Genomic DNA, 18413 nt, shown 5'->3' with positions numbered 1-18413 from the left:
CCGACCCCATGCCGAACCTGATCGCGCCGCCCGGCGTGTACCGGCCGCAGGCCGACACGCTGCTGCTCGCCGACGCCCTCGCGCGCGAGCCCCTGGCCCCGGGCGCCGAGGTCGTCGAGATCGGGACGGGCACCGGCGCGCTCGCCCTGCGCGCGGCGGCCCGGGGCGCCGAGGTCACCGCCGTCGACGTGGCGTGGCCCGCCGTGTGGGCCGCCCGGCTCAACGCCTGGCGCCAGCGCCTGCGGCTGCGCGTCCTGCACGGCGACTTCGTCAGCAGGACCCGGGGCCGGCACTTCGACCTGGTCCTCGCCAACCCGCCCTACGTCCCGTGCCCCGACGCCCGCGTGCCCACCAGCGGGGCCCGGCGCGCCTGGGACGCGGGCAGCGACGGCCGGGCCGTCATCGACCGGATCTGCGCCGCCGCCCCGGCCCTGCTGCGCCCCGGCGGGGTGCTGCTGATGGTCCACTCGGGGATGTGCGGGGCCGAGGAGACGCTGGAGCTGCTGGCGCGGCAGGGCATGGAGGCGCAGGTCACGGAGCGGGCGTTCGTCCCCTGGGGTCCCGTGCTGCGCTCGCGCAGGGCCTGGCTGCAGGAACAGGGGCTGGCGGAGGCCGGCGCCGAGCAGGAGGAGCTGGTGGTCGTCCGTGCCCGGAAACTCTGAACCCCGCCCCGCCGCGCCGGGGCCCGCCGGAGAGGCCGCCAGGCCCCGGCGGGTGTCCGTGGAGCGCTGCGGCCCGGTCCTGGTGGAGGGCCCCGTCGAGATCCTCCTGGACGACGGGACCACCGCCCGCTCGGACCGGTTCATGGTGGCCCTGTGTACCTGCCGCCGCAGCCGTACGTACCCGTGGTGCGACACCAGCCACCGCCCCCGCGAGCGGGCGAACCCACCCGAGGACAGGAACGAGCGATGACCGCACCCGCCCACACCCCCGCCCGACCCGTGCCGGCCGGTCCCGCGCCGGCCGGTCCCGTGCTGGCCGAGGGGCGCGGGCCGCTGTCCCGCGCCGTGGTGGACGCGCTGCGCGAGGGCCGGGCCCCGGCCCTCGGCACGACGGCGGTCCTCAAGGCCGACCCCTGGGGTGAGGACCTGCACCTGGCCCTCTACCTGCTGTACGAACTGCACTACCGGGGCTTCGCGGGCGTGGACGACACCCTGGAGTGGGATCCGGCGCTGCTCGGGCTGCGCCGCGCCCTTGAGGACCGTTTCCTCCACGCGCTGCGCACGGCCACGGCCGGCGCCCCGGAGACCGTCGAGGCGGCCTTCGGCCCCCTCCTCGTGGAACCCGTGGACCTGAGCGGCAGCCTCAGCCACTACCTGGAGACCGAGGGCGAGCTGTGGCAGCTGCGCGAGTACGCCGCCCTGCGCTCCCTGTACCACCTGAAGGAGGCCGACCCGCACGCCTGGGTGATCCCCCGGCTCACCGGCCGGGCCAAGGCCGCGATGGTCGCCATCGAGTACGACGAGTTCGGCGCCGGTCATCCCGGACGGATCCACGCCCGGCTCTTCGCCGACCTGATGGACGACCTCGGTCTGGAGACCGCCTACGGGCACTACCTGGAGCAGGCCCCGGCCCCGCTGCTCGCCACCGTCAACCTGATGTCCCTGTTCGGCCTCCACCGGGCCCTGCGCGGGGCGCTCGTGGGGCACTTCGCGTGCGTGGAGGTGACCTCCTCGCCCGGCTCGCGGCGCCTGGCGAAGGCGATGCGGCGCTGCGGGGCCGGCCCGGCGGCCGAGCACTTCTACGCCGAGCACGTGGAGGCGGACGCCGTCCACGAGCAGGTCGTGCGGCACGAGGTCATCGGCGGACTGCTGGCCGACGAACCCGGCCTGGAGCCGGACGTGGCCTTCGGCTGCGCGGCCACGATCCTGCTGGAGGACCGCCTCGCCGCCCACATCCGTACCGCGTGGGAGGACGGCCGCTCCGCCCTCAGGGGCGCGCCTGCAGGGACGGCGTCCTGAGGAGCGTGCCGGTCCCCCGCGTCTGACGCGGGCTCCCGGGGAGCAGCCCCCACCCCCGACGCCCCGCCGGGTCCGGCCGCGCAGCGCGGCCGGACCCGGCGGGGCGTCGGGCACGTGCGCGGCCGGCCGTCAGGGCGCGGCGTTCCCGAGGTGGCGCTCCAGCCACTGCGCGGCGGCACGGCGGTAGGTGCGGCGGTTGTCCGCCCGCAGGAACTCGTGGCCCTCGTTGCGCAGCACCAGCATCTCCGCGGGCAGGCCGCGCTCCCGGGCCGCGCGGACGAACTGCTCCGATTCCGTCGGCGGGACGTTGGTGTCGTGCTCGCCGTGGACCGCCAGGACGGGCGTGCGCAGCTCGTGGACGCGGCTCATGGGGGACAGGGCCCGCAGCAGCTCCCGGTCGTGTTCGGGATGGCCGTACTTCGCGGCCGCGGACTGCGCGATCCACGGTTCGGTGCCGGCGAAGAACGTGGCGAAGTCCGACATCCCGCACACGGCCACCCCGGTGCGGAACAGGTCCGGATGCCACACCAGCGAGGCCATCGTGAGGTAGCCGCCGTACGAGCGGCCCATGACGCCCAGCCGCAGGGGGTCGGCGTACCCGAGGGAGACCACGTGGGCCGCGCAGTCGGCGACGTCCTCGATCGCCGCGAACCGGCCGGCGCCCAGGTCGGCGTCGACGAAGGACCGTCCCCAGCCGGACGAACCGCGGACGTCGGGGGCGAAGACGTCCAGGCCGCGGCCGAGGAGCTCGTGGTAGAGGGGGTTGAACACCGGGCGTTCCTGTTCCTCCGGTCCCCCGTGGAGGTGGATCACGCACGGGGCCGGCCGGCCCGGATCGCGGTCCGGGGTCCGGTAGTACCAGCCGCCCAGCATCAGCCCGTCGCGGGCGCGGCAGCGCACCGGGGCGGGGCGTACGGGCGGCCGCCCGGGCGGGGCCGCCTCGTCGTCCCGCGCGGTCCAGGGGGTGCGCAGCGGGGCGCCGGCCAGTTCCCAGATGCCGGGCCGCCGCTGCGAGCCGGACAGGGCCGCGAACACGGTTCCGCCGCCCACCACGGCCATCCGGGTCACCACCTCGTGGGGAAGGTCGGGGCCGTGGGGCGGTGTGGAGTCGCCCCCGGCGTCGGTGGCGGGCAGGGCGAGGCTCTCCAGCTCGCTGGCACCGTGGACGTTCCAGGCGAGCAGGCCCCACCGCCCGTGGTCGGGGAGGGCCAGCAGGTCGAGGGCGGTGCCCGGGCGTTCGGCGGCGACGGAGGTGCCCCGGGAGGTGCCGTCCTCGTCCAGCCGGACCGTGAGGAGGGCCGCGAACTCGCGTTCCGCGTCGCTGCGCAGCCACAGGCTGCGGGCGTCCGGGGAGAACCGCCCGATCCAGGGGTCCCCGTCGGCCACCCGCAGGGCGAAGGTGGTGCGTCCCGAGGCGGTGTCCAGTACGAGGGCCTCGCGGTGCCCGCGGGGGCCGCGGCGCACCAGTGCGAGCCGGCCGTCAGCGCTCGTGTCGCAGACCCGCAGGGAGGCGGCTCCGGTTTCGCTGAACAGCAGGACCGGGGCGTTCGTACCGTCCGGGTCGACGAGGTAGGCGGCCAGTCCGCCGCTCGGCGCCGTTCCCCGCCGGGGCGTCCGGGCCGTGCCGCCGCCGAGCAGGGTGGCGGCTCCCCCGCGCTCGGTCCACGCCGCCGTAGGAGCCGCCGCGGCGGCCGCGGACGTCGCCAGTTCCCCGGCCGCGTCCTGCGAGAGGTGGCCGGGGCCGGTGTGCTCGGCCGCCGCCCCGGGCGACCAGGCGACCGTGACGGCGAGCGCGGAGCCGTCGCGGGACCAGCAGCCGAGGTGTGCGGAGCCGCCCGCCTCCGCGCCGGCGAGCACGCGCCGGTCCGTCCCGTCGGGGCGCACCACGAGGACGCGGGTGTGCTCGCCGCCTCCGGGGGCCGAGGTGTACGCGATCCAGCGCCCGTCGGGGGACCACGACACCTCGGTCACCGGGTCCGGGTCGGCGTCGAGGACGTGCGCCTCGGCGCTGCGGGCGGGCCCGCACCACAGCTGGGGGACGCCGGCCCGGTCGCAGATGAACGCCACGTGCTCGCCCGTGGGGTCAGCAGCGGGGTACCAGCAGCCGTGGGCGGTGAGGAGGGTCGGCGGATCGGCATGGTGGTCGTCCGGCACGTGGACGGGCGCGGGTGCCGGTACGGGGGTCTGTGGTGCGCCGGCCGGGTGGGCCGTGGCCATCGTGTGATCCAGGGGCATGGCCGCCTCTCTCCGCCTCTCTGCGCCTCTCGGCGCCCTTCTCGGCACTCTCGCGCGCGTTCCCGCTCCCGGCCCGCAGCCCGCCGCCGGCTTCCCCGGCGGGAGCCGCGGGCCGGCGGAGGCCGGGCGCGCGGGTCAGCGGACGCCGTGCAGCTGCAACCAGATCTCCAGCGAAGCCACCTGCCAGAGGGTGCTGGCTCCGCGCCTCGCGCGGTACCGCTCCGGTTCCGCCAGCATCGCGTCCACGTGCCGCTGGTCGAAGATCCCGCGCCGACGGGCCTCCGGGGCCGTCAGGGCCTCCCGGACGCGGGCGAGCACCGGTTCGGCCATGTTGCGGACGCCGGGGACGGGGAAGTAGCCCTTGGGCCGGTCCACGACCTCGGCGGGCAGGATCTTGCGGCCGATGTCCTTGAGCACGGCCTTGCCGCCCTGTTCCAGTTTGAGCGCGGGCGGGCAGGCGGCGGCGAGTTCGACCAGCTCGTGGTCCAGGAACGGCACCCTCGCCTCCAGGCCCCAGTCCATCGTCATGTTGTCGACCCGCTTGACCGGGTCGTCGGCCATCAGGGCGTGGACGTCCATCCGCAGGGCCGCGTCCAGCGCGGTGTCGGCGCCGGGGGCGGCCATGTGGGCGCGGACGAAGTCCGTGGAGGCGTCCCGGGCCGCCGCGGCGCCCGGATGCAGCATGGCGAGGAGCTCCTCGTGCGTCCGGTCGAAGTACGCGTCGGCGTACGCCGCGGCCGCGCCCTGCCGGGTGGCCGCGGCGATCGGTGGGTACCAGTGGTAGCCGGCGAACACCTCGTCCGCCCCCTGGCCGCAGAGCACCACCTTGACGTCCTTGGCGACCTGCTCGGACAGCAGGTGGAACGCCACCGTGTCATGGCTGACCATCGGCTCGTTCATGGCGCCGATCGCCCCGTCCAGTGCGGTCGCGAGCCGGTCGGACGGAATCATGAACTTCTGGTGGTCGGTCCCGAAGGTACGGGAGACGAGGTCGGAGTAGCGGAACTCGTCGCCCTCCTCGCCGTTGACCGACTCGAAGCCCATCGCGAAGGTCGGCACGTCCTCCCGCCCCTCCTCGGCCAGCATGGCCACGATAAGGCTGGAGTCCAGGCCGCCCGAGAGCAGCACGCCGACCGGGACGTCCGCGACCGTGCGCCGCCGCACCGCCGTGCGCAGCGCCTCGTGGACCGCCTCCCGCCACAGCGCCGGGTCCTCGCCGATGTCGGAGTGGCGGGTGTAGGACGGCTGCCAGTAGCAGTGGTCCCGGTGGCTGCCGTCCGGCTCCACGACCCGGAGGGTGGCCGGTGGGATCTTGCGCACTCCGGCCAGTACGGTCCTGGGCGCCGGAACGGTGCCGTGCCAGGTCATGTACTGGTGGAGCGCGACCGGGTCCAGGGACGTGTCGACCCCGCCGCCCGCCAGCAGGGCCGGCAGGGTGGAGGCGAAGCGCAGGCGCTCGCCGTCCTCGGTGACGTAGAGGGGCTTGATGCCCAGGCGGTCGCGGCCCAGGACGACGCGGCCCGTGCGGTGCTCGACGACGGCGAAGGCGAACATGCCGACGAGGCTGTCGACGCACTCGAGGCCCCATTCGGCGTAGGCCCGTACCAGCACCTCGGTGTCGGACTCCGAGAAGAAGCGGTGTCCGAGGCCTTCGAGCCGGCCGCGCACCTCGCGGTGGTTGTAGATGCACCCGTTGAACACGGCCGTGAGGCCCAGCCGGGTGTCGGTCATGGGCTGCGCGCCCCGCTCCGACAGGTCGATGATCTTCAGCCTGCGGTGGCCGAGGGCGACCGCACCCTGCGACCAGGCCCCTCTGCCGTCCGGACCTCGCGGCTCCATCACGTCGGTCATGCGTTCCACGGCCGCGAGGTCGGGCCGGCCGCCGTCGAAGCGCACCTCTCCGCTCAGACCGCACATGGGGCACCCCCCGTTCCGACGCCCCGCAGGGGCGTTCCTCGTAGGACCGCCCTCGCTGCCGAGGGCCCTGTCACATCCACCATGGTTCTTCGCTCCCGCGCCCCGCGACCTGGGCCGTTCGGTCCGGCCGCCGGGCGATCGACTCCTGGGGCGCCTGCCCGCGCGTCGGCTCCTTAAGCCCGGGGCCCTCCTTCACGCTCCGTTACGGAAGCTCCCCCGCGCGGACACCGGCGACGGCGCGGGGACGCAAAGGTGCCTACGCTGGAAGAGGTTCTCCACGGAGGAGAAGCGGGGGCCTGCATGCATGTACGCGACCCGAAGGGCGGGCGAGCAGAGCCATGGCCAAGCAACCGGAACCCTCATCCCATCCGCGGCACGGGGAAGGCCCCAGCCCGCACCCGGGCCGCAAGCAGCACGGCTGGTCGCCGGACGTCGACGAGACCCGGCAGCAGGACAACCCGAGCGCCCACCGTTCGTTCCACCCGGACGAGTACGCCCCCGAGAAGGGGCCGGGCCGCGCGAAGTCCAAGGAGGAAGCGGGCAACCCGCACGGCAAGCCCGTGGAGAGCACCACCCGGCGCGGTGAGGACCAGGGCAAGTCCGGCGACGGCAAGGACGGCATGCACGACACCGGCCCCAAGGGCCGTTCCAGGCGCCCCAGCGGCACCCGGGACGCGTCGGCCGTGACCGGCGTGGACCCGCAGGAGCCCCACGGCGGCGGCAAGGCGCGCTGACCGGCGTGGGCGGCGGACGCCCCGCCGCCCGCCCGGAGCATCCGGGGCGCAGACCCATGGCCCAGGCCGTCGAGACAGCCCGGACCGTCATCCTGACCGTGGACGACGATCCGGGCGTCTCCCGTGCCATCGCCCGTGACCTGCGGCGCCGCTACGGCGGCGGGTACCGGATCGTACGCGCCGAGTCCGGCGAGTCGGCGCTGGAGGCGTTGCACGAGCTGAAACTGCGGGGCGACCCGGTGGCGGTTATCCTCGCCGACTACCGCATGCCGCAGATGAACGGCATCGAGTTCCTCGAACGGGCCCTGCACGTCTACCCGGGCGCGCGGCGGGTGCTGCTGACCGCGTACGCCGACACGAACGCCGCGATCGACGCGATCAACGTGGTCGACCTCGACCACTACCTGCTCAAGCCCTGGGACCCGCCCGAGGAGAAGCTCTACCCGGTCCTGGACGACCTCCTCACGGCGTGGCGCTCCAGCGACCACCGGCCGGTCCCCGCCACCAAGGTGGTCGGCCACCGCTGGTCGGCGCGCTCCTCGCACGTACGGGAGTTCCTGGCCCGCAACCAGGTGCCGTACCGCTGGTACTCCTCCGACGAGCCCGAAGGGCGGCGGCTGCTGGAGGCGGCGGGCGCCGACGGCCGGCGGCTGCCCCTGGTGGTCACGGCGGAGGGCGCCGCGCTCCTCGAACCGGAGCCGGCCGAACTGGCCGCCCGGGTGGGGCTCGCGACGACCCCGGCCGCCGACTTCTACGACCTCGTCGTCATCGGCGGCGGCCCGGCCGGGCTGGGAGCGGCGGTGTACGGGGCCTCCGAGGGGCTGCGCACCGTCCTGGTCGAGCGGTCGGCGACCGGCGGGCAGGCCGGCCAGAGCTCCCGCATCGAGAACTACCTCGGCTTCCCGGACGGCGTCTCCGGCGCGCAGCTCACGGAGCGCGCCCGCCGCCAGGCGGCCCGGTTCGGCGCCGAGATCCTGACGGCCCGCGAGGTGACGGGGCTGGAGGTCAGCGGCCCGGCGCGGGTGGTCCGCTTCTCCGACGGCTCGGCGGTCGCCGCGCACAGCGTCATCCTGGCGACCGGCGTCTCGTACCGGCAGCTGGGGGCGCCGGGCTGCGACGACCTGACCGGGTGCGGGGTGTACTACGGCTCGTCGCTCACCGAGGCCTCCTCCTGCCTGGGGCAGGACGTGTACGTCGTGGGCGGCGCCAACTCGGCCGGGCAGGCGGCGATGTACCTGGCGCGGGGCGCGAGGTCGGTGACCCTGCTGGTACGCGGCCGGTCGCTGACGGCGTCCATGTCGTACTACCTCGTCCAGCAGATCGAGGAGGCGCCGAACATCACGGTGCGGACCCGGACCGTGGTCGCGGCGGCGCACGGTGACGGGCACCTGGAGCAGGTGACGCTGCGGGACGTGGACAGCGGTGCGAGCGAACGCGTCGACTGCCAGTGGATGTTCGTCTTCATCGGCGCGGCCCCGCTGACCGACTGGCTGGACGGCACGGTCCTGCGCGACGAGCACGGCTTCATCCTGGCCGGGCCGGACCTGACGCCGGACGGGCGCCCGCCGGCCGAGTGGGAGCTGGACCGGCCGCCGTACCACCTGGAGACCAACGTTCCCGGCGTGTTCGTGGCGGGCGACGCCCGCGCCCAGTCCGCGAAGCGCGTCGCGTCCGCCGTCGGAGAGGGAGCCATGGCCGTCATGCTCGTCCACCGGTACCTGGAGCAGTCGTGAGTGGGCGGCCCTGGCAGGTGATGCCCTGCGGCCCGCAGGAGGTCGCCTCGCTGTTCCTGTTCGAGAAGCTCTCCCCGGAGCAGCTCGGGCGGCTGTGCGCCGAGGGGCGGGTGGAGCGGTTCGAAGCCGGGCCCGTGTACACCGAGGGCGACCCCGCCACCTGCTTCTACGTGATGATCGAGGGCACCGTCGTGCTGTCCCGCCGGGTCGGCGGCGCCGACGTCGAGGTCAGCCGCACCTCCCAGCGCGGCGTGTACGCGGGCGCCATGCAGGCGTACCTGGGCGAGCGCGTACCGCAGACGTACACCCACTCGATGCGGGTGACGGAGCCGACGCGGTTCTTCGTCCTGCCCGCCCGCTCGTTCGCGGACGTCATGCGGGAGTGGTTCCCGATGGCGGCCCACCTGCTGGAGGGCCTCTTCTTCGGCGCGCAGAACACCCAGCGGGCGATCGGGCAGCGCGAACGGCTGCTGGCGCTCGGCTCGTTGTCCGCCGGTCTCACCCACGAGCTGAACAACCCGGCCGCGGCGGCCGTCCGGGCCACCGCGACACTGCGGGAACGGGTCGGCAAGATGCGCCACAAGCTGGCCCACATCTCCCAGGGCCAGTACGCGCGCGAGGCGATCGCCGACCTCATCGAGATCCAGGAGCGCACCGTCGAACGGGTCGCGAAGGCACCGGCGCTGAGCCCGCTGGAGGCCTCCGACCGGGAGGACGAGCTGGCCGACTGGCTGGAGGACCACGGCTTCCCCGAGGGCTGGCGGATCGCACCGGTCTTCGTACAGGCCGGTCTGGACACGCAGTGGCTGGAGCAGGTCGCGGCGGCGGTGGCGCAGGACCTGCTGCCGGCGGCGATCGGCTGGCTCGCCTACACGGTCGAGACCGAGCTCCTGATGGACGAGATCGACGAGTCCACCACCCGCATCTCCCACCTCGTGGACGCGGCGAAGCAGTACGCGCAGCTCGACCGCGCCCCGCACCGGACCGTCGACGTCCACGAACTCCTCGACAGCACCCTGCTGATGCTGTCCGGCAAGATCGGTCCCGGCGTGCGGGTGGTCAAGGAGTACGACCGCTCCGTGCCGGACGTGCCCGCCTATCCGGCGGAGCTCAACCAGGTGTGGACCAACCTCATCGACAACGCCGTGTCCGCCATCGCCGGCACCGGCGGCGAGGGCACGCTGACGGTCCGCACGGCGCGCGAGGGCGACCGGCTGCTGGTGGAGTTCCGCGACACCGGGCACGGGATCCCGCCGGACGTCCGCGGCCGCATCTTCGACCCCTTCTTCACCACCAAACCGGTCGGCGAGGGCACCGGCCTCGGCCTGGACATCTCCTGGCGGATCGTGGTCGACAAGCACCACGGCAGCCTGGAGGTCCAGTCCGTACCGGGCGACACCCGTTTCCAGGTGCTGCTGCCGCTGACCGCACCGGACACCGCAGAGGAGACCGCATGACCGGCATCGAAGGCACCGACGGCATCGACCCGGGCGCCGCCCCCACCGGCACCGGCTGCGCCGACTGCGACGCGGTGGGCGGCTGGTGGTTCCACCTGCGCCGCTGCGCCCGGTGCGGCCACATCGGCTGCTGCGACTCCTCGCCGGGCCGGCACGCCACCGCCCACTGGAAGTCCACCGGCCACCCCCTGGTGAGGAGCTTCGAGCCTGGCGAGGAGTGGTTCTGGGACTACGCCGCCAACGCCCTGTACGAGTCGGGCCCCGAGCTGGCGCCGCCCCTGGGCCACCCCGCGGACCAGCCCGCCCCGGGCCCGGCGGACCGCGTCCCGCAGGACTGGGCGGCGCGGCTGCACCGCTGAGGGCGGGACCCGCGCACGCGCCCCGTCCCGGCCCGCATCGATGCCCGCACCACGGGCAGTCGCCGGATATGAACGCACTCGACACCCCGGACCGGTCCTACTGGATGCAGACGGCCGGCTTCCCCGACTTCGCGCCGCTGACGGCCCCCACCGAGGTGGACACGGTGGTGGTGGGCGGCGGCATCGCCGGCATCAGCACGGCCTGGGAACTCGCCCGGGCGGGGCGCGGCGTCGTCCTGCTGGAGGCGGACCGCCTCGCGAGCGGGGTGACGGGCCACACCACCGGCAAGCTCACCGCCCTGCACACCGCCGTCTACGACACGCTGCGCTCCCGGCACGGCGAGGACGCCGCCCGCCTGTACGCGGCGTCCCAGAGCGCCGCGCTGCGCCACGTCCTCACGGTGGCCGAGGGCCTCGGCGTCGACTGCGGGCTCGAACTCCGTCCGGCCCTCACCTACTGCGAGCGGCCCGACGGGGTCGAGGGCCTGCGCGCCGAGGCCGAGGCTGCCCGGGCGGCGGGGCTCGACGCCTCCTTCGTCACCGAGACCGGGCTGCCGTACCCCGTGGCGGGTGCGGTCAGGGTCGAGAACCAGGCGCAGTTCCATCCCCTCGCCTACCTGCGGGCCCTGGTCGACGACCTGGTCGCGCACGGCGGCCGGGTGTACGAGGGCACCCGGGTCACGGACGTGGACGGCGGAGATCCGTGCCGGGTCACCACCGCGTCCGGGACCACCGTCACGGCCCGGCACGTGGTCGTGGCCACCCATCACCCGCTCTTCGACCACGGGGTGCTGGCCGCCCGGCTCACCCAGCACCGCGACCTGGTCGTCGCCGGTCCGCTGCCCGCCGACCGGGACCCCGACGGCATGTACATCACCGAGGAGGGCGGGAAGCGGTCCGTGCGCACCGCGCCCCTCGGGGACGGCCGCCGGCTCCTGATCGTCACGGGTGAGGCCTTCGCCCCCGGCACCGGCGAGGACACGGAAGCCGGCTACGAGCGCCTGCTCGGCTGGACCGAACGGCATTTCCCCGGCGTGACGGTCACCCACCGCTGGGCGGCCCAGGACAACAGCTCCACCGACACCCTCCCCCTCATCGGGGCCCTGCCCACCGCCGGCGGGAACGTCTACGTGGCCACGGGCTTCGCCGGGTGGGGCATGACGGGTGGCGTCCTGGCCGGGCAGCTCATCGCGTCCCTCGTCGCCGGCACCGGGGAGCGGTGGGAGGGCCTCTACGACCCGGGCCGGTTCGGCCCCGCGGTCCGCTCGGCGCCCGCGCTGCTGAAGGCGCAGTGGGAGACCGGGAAGCACTTCGTCAAGGACCGCCTGGACACGTGGGGCGAGGGCACCGGGGGCCCCGTGGACGAGCTGCGGCCCGGCGGGGGGACCGTCGTCCGGGTCGGCGGCAAACCCTGCGCCGTCCACCGCGACGACCGGGGCGGACTGCACGCCGTGTCCGCCGTCTGCACCCACATGGGCTGCCTCGTCGCCTTCAACAACGCCGAACGGACCTGGGAATGCCCCTGCCACGGCTCCCGCTTCGACGTCGACGGCGCGGTCCTCCAGGGCCCGGCGCTCGAACCGCTGGAGCGGCGGGACCCCGGCGACCTCTGACCGGCCGCACGCCCCCGCCCGCGAGCGGAAGCGGACACCCGCGCGCATATGACGGCGGGGCGGGGGCAGTCGATCGCTACACAACATCGGCTCTGGCGTAGAGAAGGAGTGCCCGTGCTGCCCGTGAAGGTGACCGACAGCGGTGTACTGATCGTCCGTCTGCAAGCCGACCTCGACATCGACGGCCGCGCCGCGGCCGCCTGGGCGATCGACGGTCTGCTGGCCGCGCACCGCTCCTGTCCCGTCGTGCTGGAGCTGTCGGACGGCGCCGTGAGCAGCGCGGCCGTGAGCACCGTGGTCCGGGCGTCCCGCATGTGCGCAGACGCGGACGTGCCGTTCGCCGTGGCCGCCCCCGGTGCGGAAGCACGCCGGGCCCTGGAAGCGGAAGTCGGCGCCGCGGGCTGCGCGCCGCGCGTCCACGCCGACGCCCTCCGGGCGGTGGCGGCCCTCTCGCCGCTGCCGGAGGTCGCCGTGGCGGCCTAGGGAGCGACGTCACGGTGGCTCCGGCCAGCCGCCCGGAGGCCAGGAGGGTTTCGACGTCATGAGCTGGAGCGCGCCGGTGGGGTGGCCGCGTCAAGCACCTGCTCCACCGCCTCCAGTACCTCCTGGGCGGTGATCCGCAGCAGCCGGGCGTCGGGCACGGTCCCGTGGGCGTCGCCGGGACGCAGCGGGTCCTCGCCGGGCACCGGGTGCCACAGGACCCGGTGCCGGGCGTCGGGCGGCGGCCCCCACAGGCGCGGGGCGACCGGACCGAAGAGGACCACGGACGGCGTGCCGAGGGCCGTGGCCAGGTGGGCCAGGCCGGTGTCGCCGACCACGACGCAGCGCGCCGCGCCCACCAGGGCGCACAGCCGCGGGAACGGCACGTCGTCGGCACCGCCCAGCACCGCCCCGGGCGGCAGTCCGGCTTCGGCCGCCACCCGGCGGGCCGGCCGGCCCTCCCCCGCACCCGCCGTGACGACCACCCGGTGGCCCGCCCGGTTCAGGGCCCGCGCCACCGCGGCGAAGCGCTCCGGCGGCCAGCGGCGGGCGGCGGAGTCCGCTCCGGGGTGGAGGACGACCGCTCCGGGGGCGGGAGAGGGGCAGGGGGGACGCGGGATGCGGAGGTCGGCCGGGTCCGCGTCGATCCCGTACCAGTTCAGCAGCCGGCACCAGCGCTCGCGCTCGTGCTCGTCCGCGCGCCACTCGGGTGCGGCGGTGCCGGGCGGGTGCGGGTGCCCGTAGGCCATGAGCCGGTCCGGCCGCAGGCGCTGGAGGAGCCCGCGGCTCGCCGGCCCGTTGCCGTGCAGGTCCACGGCCACCTCCGGCGGCGGCCCTGTCCAGGCCAGCCCGGCGGGTACGGCACGGCCGGGCGCGCCGGCCGGCAGCAGCCGGTCCACCAGGCCGGTCGCGGCGACGGCGGCGGCCAGGCGGGCGGGAGCCGCCAGCACGATCTCGTGGGCGGGCATGCTCCGGCGCAGCGCCCGCAGGCACGGCACCGCCGTCAGCAGGTCGCCGAGGCCCAGGGCCCGCAGGACCAGCACCCGGGGGCGGGTGCCGGCGCCGCGGGCGGTCACGGCCAGGACGGTTCCCGGCGCGGTACGACGACCAGTTCCCCGACGGCACTGCCGGCCGGCACGGACAGGGCGTACAGCACGGTGTCGGCCACGATCTCCGGGCTCTGCAGCATCGAGGTGTCGGCGTCGGGGAACCGCTCCATGATGAAGGCGGTCTCCATGCCGCCGGCGATGATCCCCGTCACCCCGATGCCCTCGCAGTCGCGCTGGGCCTCCTTGAAGAGGGTGTGGGTGAACGCGCGCAGCCCGGACTTGCTCGCCGCGTAGGGTCCGGCCTCCGTCCAGGTCCGGTTGGCCGCGGTGGAGAGGATGTTGACGATGTGGCCGCCGCCCTGGGCGACCATGCGCCGGTACCCCTCCAGGCACAGGTACATCGGTCCGAGGAGGTTGGTGGTCACCACCCGCGAGACCTCCTCGGCGCTGAGGTGTTCGGTCGACTTCGAGACGTCCACGGCGGCGTTGTTGACCAGGACGTCCACCCGCTCACCGGCCTCGTCGAGGTCCCGGAAGACGTCGGCGACGGCCCCCGGGTCGCAGACGTCCAGGCTGACGGCCCGGGCGCCGAAGCCCTGGGCCGTGAGGTCCTCGCAGAGCTCCTTGGCCAGGTCCTGGCGTACGTCCGCCACGACGACGAAGGCTCCGGCGGCGGCCAGCCGGCGCGCGATGGCGGCCCCCAGGCCGCGGGCCCCGCCGGTGACCAACGCTCGTTTGCCGCTCAGGTCCGTGTACGCCGCGCCGCTCATCCGCATGCCCTTCCGTCCTGGTCTCCGGGCCGCCCGCAGGCGTCCCGCCGGCCGTGCGGCCGTCCGTTCCACTGTCACCAGCGGGAGCCGACCCGGCACGCCGGGTTAGCCCGCTGGGCGGCACACGTGCCCGGCGGGCCCCGTGTGAGGAAGCCCACCGCCCCGCCGGATGCCGGGCGGCCCAAGGGCTGCGGGCCCCGGCCGGCGCCGGCCGTGGGGCAGGTCACCGCGTCGGGCCCGGCAGGTCTGTCAGCATGGTCCGGAACCGATTCCCCCGTCCCCAGGGCGCCGCTGCGCGCCGACGGTGTGGAAGGCCCGTTCCCGCCTGTCCTGCCGTCCCCTCGCGCTCCGGGGTAAGTCTTCTGTGTCTGCGTCCCTGTCCTCTTCCGCCCTGCCTGCCGCCGTCCCCGCCGCTGCTTCCCGGTCGCCGTGGCGGTCCCTCCGCCACCGCGGCATGCGCTGGTGGGCCGTCGCCAACTTCGTGTCCAACGCCGGTACGTGGATGCAGCTGACGGTGCAGAACCTGCTCGTGCTCCAGATCACCGGCTCGGCCGCCGCGACCGGTCTGTCCGTCTCCATCCAGGCGGCGCCCGGCCTGCTCTTCGGCCTGATGGGCGGCGCGGCCGTCGACCGCTGGCCCCGCAAGCTCACCGCCGCCGTGGGCCAGGCACTGCTGGGCGTGGTGGCCCTCGTCACCGCCGTGCTGGTCGCGCTGGGCCGGCTCGACCTGCCGGTGCTGCTGGTCCTGGCGGCCGTCACCGGTCTCATCGCCACCGTCGACGGGCCCGCCTGCGCCCTGCTCGGCAACGACCTCGTCCCCTCGGACGACGTGCCGTCCGCGATCGGGGTGGGCTCGCTCGTGCACAGCGCCGGGCGCCTGGTCGGTGCCGCGCTCGCCGGGGTGGCCGTCGGTCTGCTGGGCACGTCCGCGGCCTACGCGGCGAACGGCCTGTCCTTCCTCTTCGTCGCCTGCGTGATCCCCTTCCTCAGGTCGGCGCGCCCGGCGGCGGCGGTCGCCGCCCCGGACGCGACCGTCCCCGCCGGGGGCGCCCGGTCCGGGCCGGCCGACGGGGCGGGCTCCGGCGCCCGGGAGGGCCTGGCCTTCTTCATGCGCCGCCCGCGGCTGGTGGCGCTGGCCGCGCTCAACGGGATCAGCGCGCTGTTCGGCCGCAACTACTCGCTCACCCTGGTCGTCCTGGTCACCGGGCCGCTCGCCGGGGACGCCGCGTCCTTCAGCAAGGTGTCCACGGTCCTCGCCGCCGGCGGGATCATCGGCGCCGTCCTCGGCGCGCGGCTGCACCGGCCGGGCGTACGCCTGGTGGGTGTCCTCACCGTCGCGGGGGCGCTGCTCCAGGTGCTGGCCGGCCTGTCCCCGTCGCTGGCGGTGCTCCTCGTCCTCGTCCTTCCCATGGCGGTCGCGGAGTCCGTCGGGGACACCGCCCAGTCCACGGTGCTGCAGACCGACCCGCCGGCCCACATGCGGGGCCGCGTCCTCGGGGCCTGGTCCAGCATCCGCACCGTGTGGGGCCTCGCGGCCCCGCCCCTGCTGGGGCTGCTGATGGAGCTGGCCGGCGTACGGGCCGCCCTGGTGGCGGGCGGGCTGGTCGTGACCGCGGCCGTCGTGTCGGGCTACCTCCTGCGCGGCCGCGCGGGGGCCGGCCGGGTGGAGCCCGTACGGGCGCCGGAAGCCCTCACGCCCGTCCGGGCCGGGCTGGAGACGGCCGCCTGACCGGCTCCGGTACGGCCGGGGGCGCGCCCCGCACCCGTCGGGCGGAGCCGCCCGCTGCTCAGGGAGCCGTACGGGCGTTCGCGGCGGCGCGTGCCGCGCGGTCGGCGAGGCCGGTGGTGGAGCGGCCGTCCAGGTAGGGCAGGACGACGGTCTGGCCGCCCCAGCCGCGCAGGACCCCGGCCTCGGGCAGGGCGTCGGCCGAGTAGTCGCCGCCCTTGACCCACACGTCGGGCCGCAGCGCGCGCAGCAGGGCCTCCGGCGTGTCCTCCTCGAAGGCCACGACGGCGTCGACGCTGCCGAGCGCCGCCAGCACCCGCATGCGGTCCTCCAGGGGGGTGAGCGGGCGGCCCGGCCCCTTCAGGCGGCGCAGCGAGGCGTCCGAGTTGACGCAGACGATCAGGCAGTCGCCGATCCGCCGCGCGCTGTCGAGCAGGCCGACGTGGCCGGCGTGCAGCAGGTCGAAGCAGCCTCCCGTGGCGACCACGGTGCCGCCGCCGGCCCGTACGCTCCCGGCCAGCGCGAACGCGTCGCCCGCGCCGGGCCGCGCCGGCCCGTCGTGGCCCCGGGACCGCCACAGGCCCGGGTCGGACGCGCCGCCCGCCGCGACGAACGCGGCGGCTCCGGCCACCGCCCGCTGGACCGCCTCCTCGGGCAGGGCGCCTTCCGCGAACGCGACGGCCGCGAGGGCGGCGAAGCAGTCCCCGGCGCCGCACGGGTCGCCCGTCGCGGGGTAGGGCACCGGTACGAGCATGGGTGCCGCGGAGCCCGGGCGGGTCAGCAGTGCCCCGCGGTCTCCCAGGGTCACGGCGACGCAGACGGCGTTCCAGCGCTGCGCCAGCTCGGCGCCGCGCCGGGCGTGCGCGCCCAGCGAGTGCCCCTCGCCGGGCGACAGTGCAGCCGCCTCGGCCGCGTTCGGGGTGACCAGCCGGGCTCCCGGGACGGGCGGTCCGCCGCGCGGGTGCGGGTCCCACACCAGCGGCACGCGCCGGGCGGCGCCGGCCAGCAGCGGGCGGACGGCGTCGGCGGTGCCCCTGCCGTAGTCGGCCACCAGGACGGCGTGTGCCCCGGCGAGCGCCTCGCGCACGGCCGGCGGGACGGGGCCGACCTCGCCGCCGCCCCGGTCCACCCGGACCAGCGGACGGCCGCCGGCCAGGACCCGGGTCTTCACGGGCAGCGTTCCCTCCAGCGGGAGCTCGACGAGCCGTACCCGGCCGCGCAGCGCTTCGCGCACCCGGTCGCTGGCTCCGTCCTCGCCGAGCGCGGTGACCAGGACGACCTCGTGTCCCGTCCGGGCGGCCAGGGCCGCGGCCAGTCCGGCGCCGCCGGGGCGGGAGAGGTCGGCGGTGACGTCCACGACCGGTACCGGGGCGTCGGGCGCCAGCCGGTCGACGACGCCCTGGACGTCACGGTCGAGGAGGACGTCCCCGACGACGACCAGCGGGCCGGGAGTGCTCACGGCGTCCTCCTGAGGGCGGAGACGACGGGCCGGGGCGTCTTCCCGCCCGCGGTCCGGACGGCGGCGGGGGCCGTGCCGGCGGAGGCGGCGGGGGCCTTGCCGGCGAGTGCGGCGTCGAAGGACTCGCACAGCAGGTGCACGGCGACCAGATGGGCCTCCTGCACGGTCGCCGCCGAGTCGGCGTCGATGCACAGGGCCTGGTCGGCCGCCTCCGCGAGCGCGTTCGGGGACGGGCCGGTCAGCGCCCACACCTCCACCCCGGCCGCCCGGGCGGTCATCGCGGCGGAGAGCAGGTTCGCGCTGCGTCCGGAGGTGGACAGCAGCAGCAGGACGTCACCGTCGCGGCCGTGCGCCGCCACCTGGCGGGCGAAGACGTGCTCGAAGCCGTAGTCGTTGCCGATGGCCGTCACGCTGGAGGTCTCGGCGTGCAGGGCGATGGCCGAGTAGGCGGCGCGTTCCTCGCGGTAGCGCCCGACCAGTTCGGCGGTCAGGTGCTGTGCCTGGGCCGCGCTGCCGCCGTTGCCGGCGGCGAGCAGCCGCCCGCCGGCCGGCAGGACGGCGGCGAGCCGGTGGCCCCAGTGGGCGAGCTGGTCCAGGCCCTGGACGCGCAGGCGTTGCAGGGCGTTCTGGAGCGACTGGCAGTGCTGGTGCGCTGCCGCGTGTGCGGGGGTCTGGCTCATGGCGTCGGGCCGGCCGCTCGCGGGAGCGGTCCGTGCCCCACCTCCTTCGGGTCTCGGAGCCGCCCGGGACGGGCCGCCCGCAGGGCGGGACCGCACGGCCGGCGGGTTCGGTGGGGGCCGGGGAGTGCCGTCGCAGGCCCCACCGGCCGGGAGGGACGTCGACGGCACGGCGTACGGGGTGTCCGCGACGTGGCGCCGGCCGCCCGGAGAGCGGGCCCGGCCACGCGGCGAGGTGCGGTC

16 protein-coding genes are annotated in these 18413 nt (G+C 75.8%); 10 read left to right on the top strand and 6 right to left on the bottom strand.

The genetic code is table 11. The features are described from left to right. Positions 1-8: 8 nt before the first annotated feature. From ACZ501_RS17730 to ACZ501_RS17720, 3 genes are read left to right on the top strand one after another with little or no spacing between them, the layout of a single operon-like run. Positions 9-662, top strand: a complete 654-nt coding sequence (locus ACZ501_RS17730; RefSeq protein ID WP_361610395.1) for a HemK2/MTQ2 family protein methyltransferase — start codon at positions 9-11, stop codon at positions 660-662. Further along, complete coding sequence (locus ACZ501_RS17725; RefSeq protein WP_468796365.1) at positions 646-912, top strand: CDGSH iron-sulfur domain-containing protein; 267 nt, start codon at positions 646-648, stop codon at positions 910-912. Before ACZ501_RS17730 ends, ACZ501_RS17725 begins: the two co-directional genes overlap by 17 nt. After that, positions 909-1961, top strand: coding sequence for an iron-containing redox enzyme family protein (locus tag ACZ501_RS17720; RefSeq protein ID WP_468796363.1), 1053 nt, complete (start codon positions 909-911; stop codon positions 1959-1961). Before ACZ501_RS17725 ends, ACZ501_RS17720 begins: the two co-directional genes overlap by 4 nt. A gap of 129 nt (positions 1962-2090) precedes the next feature. On the opposite strand, the gene ACZ501_RS17715 is transcribed toward ACZ501_RS17720, so the two are convergent. Both ACZ501_RS17715 and ACZ501_RS17710 read right to left on the bottom strand, forming a co-directional pair. Next, positions 2091-4196 carry a S9 family peptidase gene (locus ACZ501_RS17715; RefSeq protein ID WP_468796361.1) on the bottom strand — a complete coding sequence of 702 codons (2106 nt, stop codon included), beginning with the start codon at positions 4194-4196 and terminating at the stop codon, positions 2091-2093. Positions 4197-4331: 135 nt separating this feature from the next. Next, positions 4332-6113 carry an N-acetylglutaminylglutamine amidotransferase gene (locus ACZ501_RS17710; RefSeq protein ID WP_468796359.1) on the bottom strand — a complete coding sequence of 594 codons (1782 nt, stop codon included), beginning with the start codon at positions 6111-6113 and terminating at the stop codon, positions 4332-4334. Between the two features lie 338 nt (positions 6114-6451). Between ACZ501_RS17710 and ACZ501_RS17705 the strand changes: the two genes are divergently transcribed. The 6 genes from ACZ501_RS17705 (at position 6452) to ACZ501_RS17680 (ending at position 12492) form a co-directional block, all read left to right on the top strand. Next, the gene (locus tag ACZ501_RS17705; RefSeq protein WP_362456327.1) at positions 6452-6847 is read left to right on the top strand and encodes a hypothetical protein; all 396 of its coding nucleotides are present in this window, start codon (positions 6452-6454) and stop codon (positions 6845-6847) included. 56 nt (positions 6848-6903) lie between these two features. Beyond that, on the top strand, positions 6904-8580 hold the full coding sequence (locus tag ACZ501_RS17700) for an NAD(P)/FAD-dependent oxidoreductase (RefSeq protein ID WP_468796357.1): 1677 nt from the start codon (positions 6904-6906) through the stop codon (positions 8578-8580). A 20-nt stretch (positions 8581-8600) separates the two neighbouring features. Then, positions 8601-10037: an ATP-binding protein gene (locus tag ACZ501_RS17695; protein WP_361610221.1), complete on the top strand. Its 1437-nt coding sequence runs from the start codon at positions 8601-8603 to the stop codon at positions 10035-10037. Next, a complete protein-coding gene (locus tag ACZ501_RS17690) occupies positions 10034-10396 on the top strand; it encodes a UBP-type zinc finger domain-containing protein (RefSeq protein WP_361610220.1) in 363 nt (120 codons plus the stop codon). The genes ACZ501_RS17695 and ACZ501_RS17690 overlap by 4 nt, the downstream gene beginning before the upstream one ends. 68 nt (positions 10397-10464) lie before the next feature. Next, the gene (locus ACZ501_RS17685) at positions 10465-12009 is read left to right on the top strand and encodes an FAD-dependent oxidoreductase (protein WP_468796355.1); all 1545 of its coding nucleotides are present in this window, start codon (positions 10465-10467) and stop codon (positions 12007-12009) included. A gap of 114 nt (positions 12010-12123) precedes the next feature. Further along, the gene (locus ACZ501_RS17680) at positions 12124-12492 is read left to right on the top strand and encodes an STAS domain-containing protein (protein ID WP_362456335.1); all 369 of its coding nucleotides are present in this window, start codon (positions 12124-12126) and stop codon (positions 12490-12492) included. Positions 12493-12548: 56 nt separating this feature from the next. On the opposite strand, the gene ACZ501_RS17675 is transcribed toward ACZ501_RS17680, so the two are convergent. Continuing rightward, entirely contained in the window at positions 12549-13565 is a 1017-nt protein-coding gene (locus tag ACZ501_RS17675; protein ID WP_468796353.1) for a glycosyltransferase family 9 protein, read from the bottom strand. Continuing rightward, on the bottom strand, positions 13562-14314 hold the full coding sequence (locus tag ACZ501_RS17670; RefSeq protein WP_468796351.1) for an SDR family oxidoreductase: 753 nt from the start codon (positions 14312-14314) through the stop codon (positions 13562-13564). The genes ACZ501_RS17675 and ACZ501_RS17670 overlap by 4 nt, the downstream gene beginning before the upstream one ends. Before the next feature lie 448 nt (positions 14315-14762). Here ACZ501_RS17670 and ACZ501_RS17665 point away from each other — a divergent pair, with 448 nt between their 5' ends. Then, positions 14763-16037 carry an MFS transporter gene (locus ACZ501_RS17665; protein ID WP_468796349.1) on the top strand — a complete coding sequence of 425 codons (1275 nt, stop codon included), beginning with the start codon at positions 14763-14765 and terminating at the stop codon, positions 16035-16037. 58 nt (positions 16038-16095) lie between these two features. On the opposite strand, the gene rfaE2 is transcribed toward ACZ501_RS17665, so the two are convergent. Together rfaE2 and ACZ501_RS17655 are read right to left on the bottom strand one after the other, a co-directional pair. After that, the gene (gene rfaE2, locus ACZ501_RS17660; RefSeq protein ID WP_468796347.1) at positions 16096-17493 is read right to left on the bottom strand and encodes a D-glycero-beta-D-manno-heptose 1-phosphate adenylyltransferase; all 1398 of its coding nucleotides are present in this window, start codon (positions 17491-17493) and stop codon (positions 16096-16098) included. Beyond that, positions 17490-18173 carry a D-sedoheptulose-7-phosphate isomerase gene (locus ACZ501_RS17655; protein WP_468796345.1) on the bottom strand — a complete coding sequence of 228 codons (684 nt, stop codon included), beginning with the start codon at positions 18171-18173 and terminating at the stop codon, positions 17490-17492. The genes rfaE2 and ACZ501_RS17655 overlap by 4 nt, the downstream gene beginning before the upstream one ends. Between the last annotated feature and the right edge of the window lie 240 nt (positions 18174-18413).

The sequence above is a fragment of the Streptomyces sp. NPDC034085 genome (assembly GCF_055575555.1).
The sequence above is the reverse complement of the archived record's forward strand: the minus strand, read 5'-3'. Positions and strand labels throughout refer to the sequence as shown.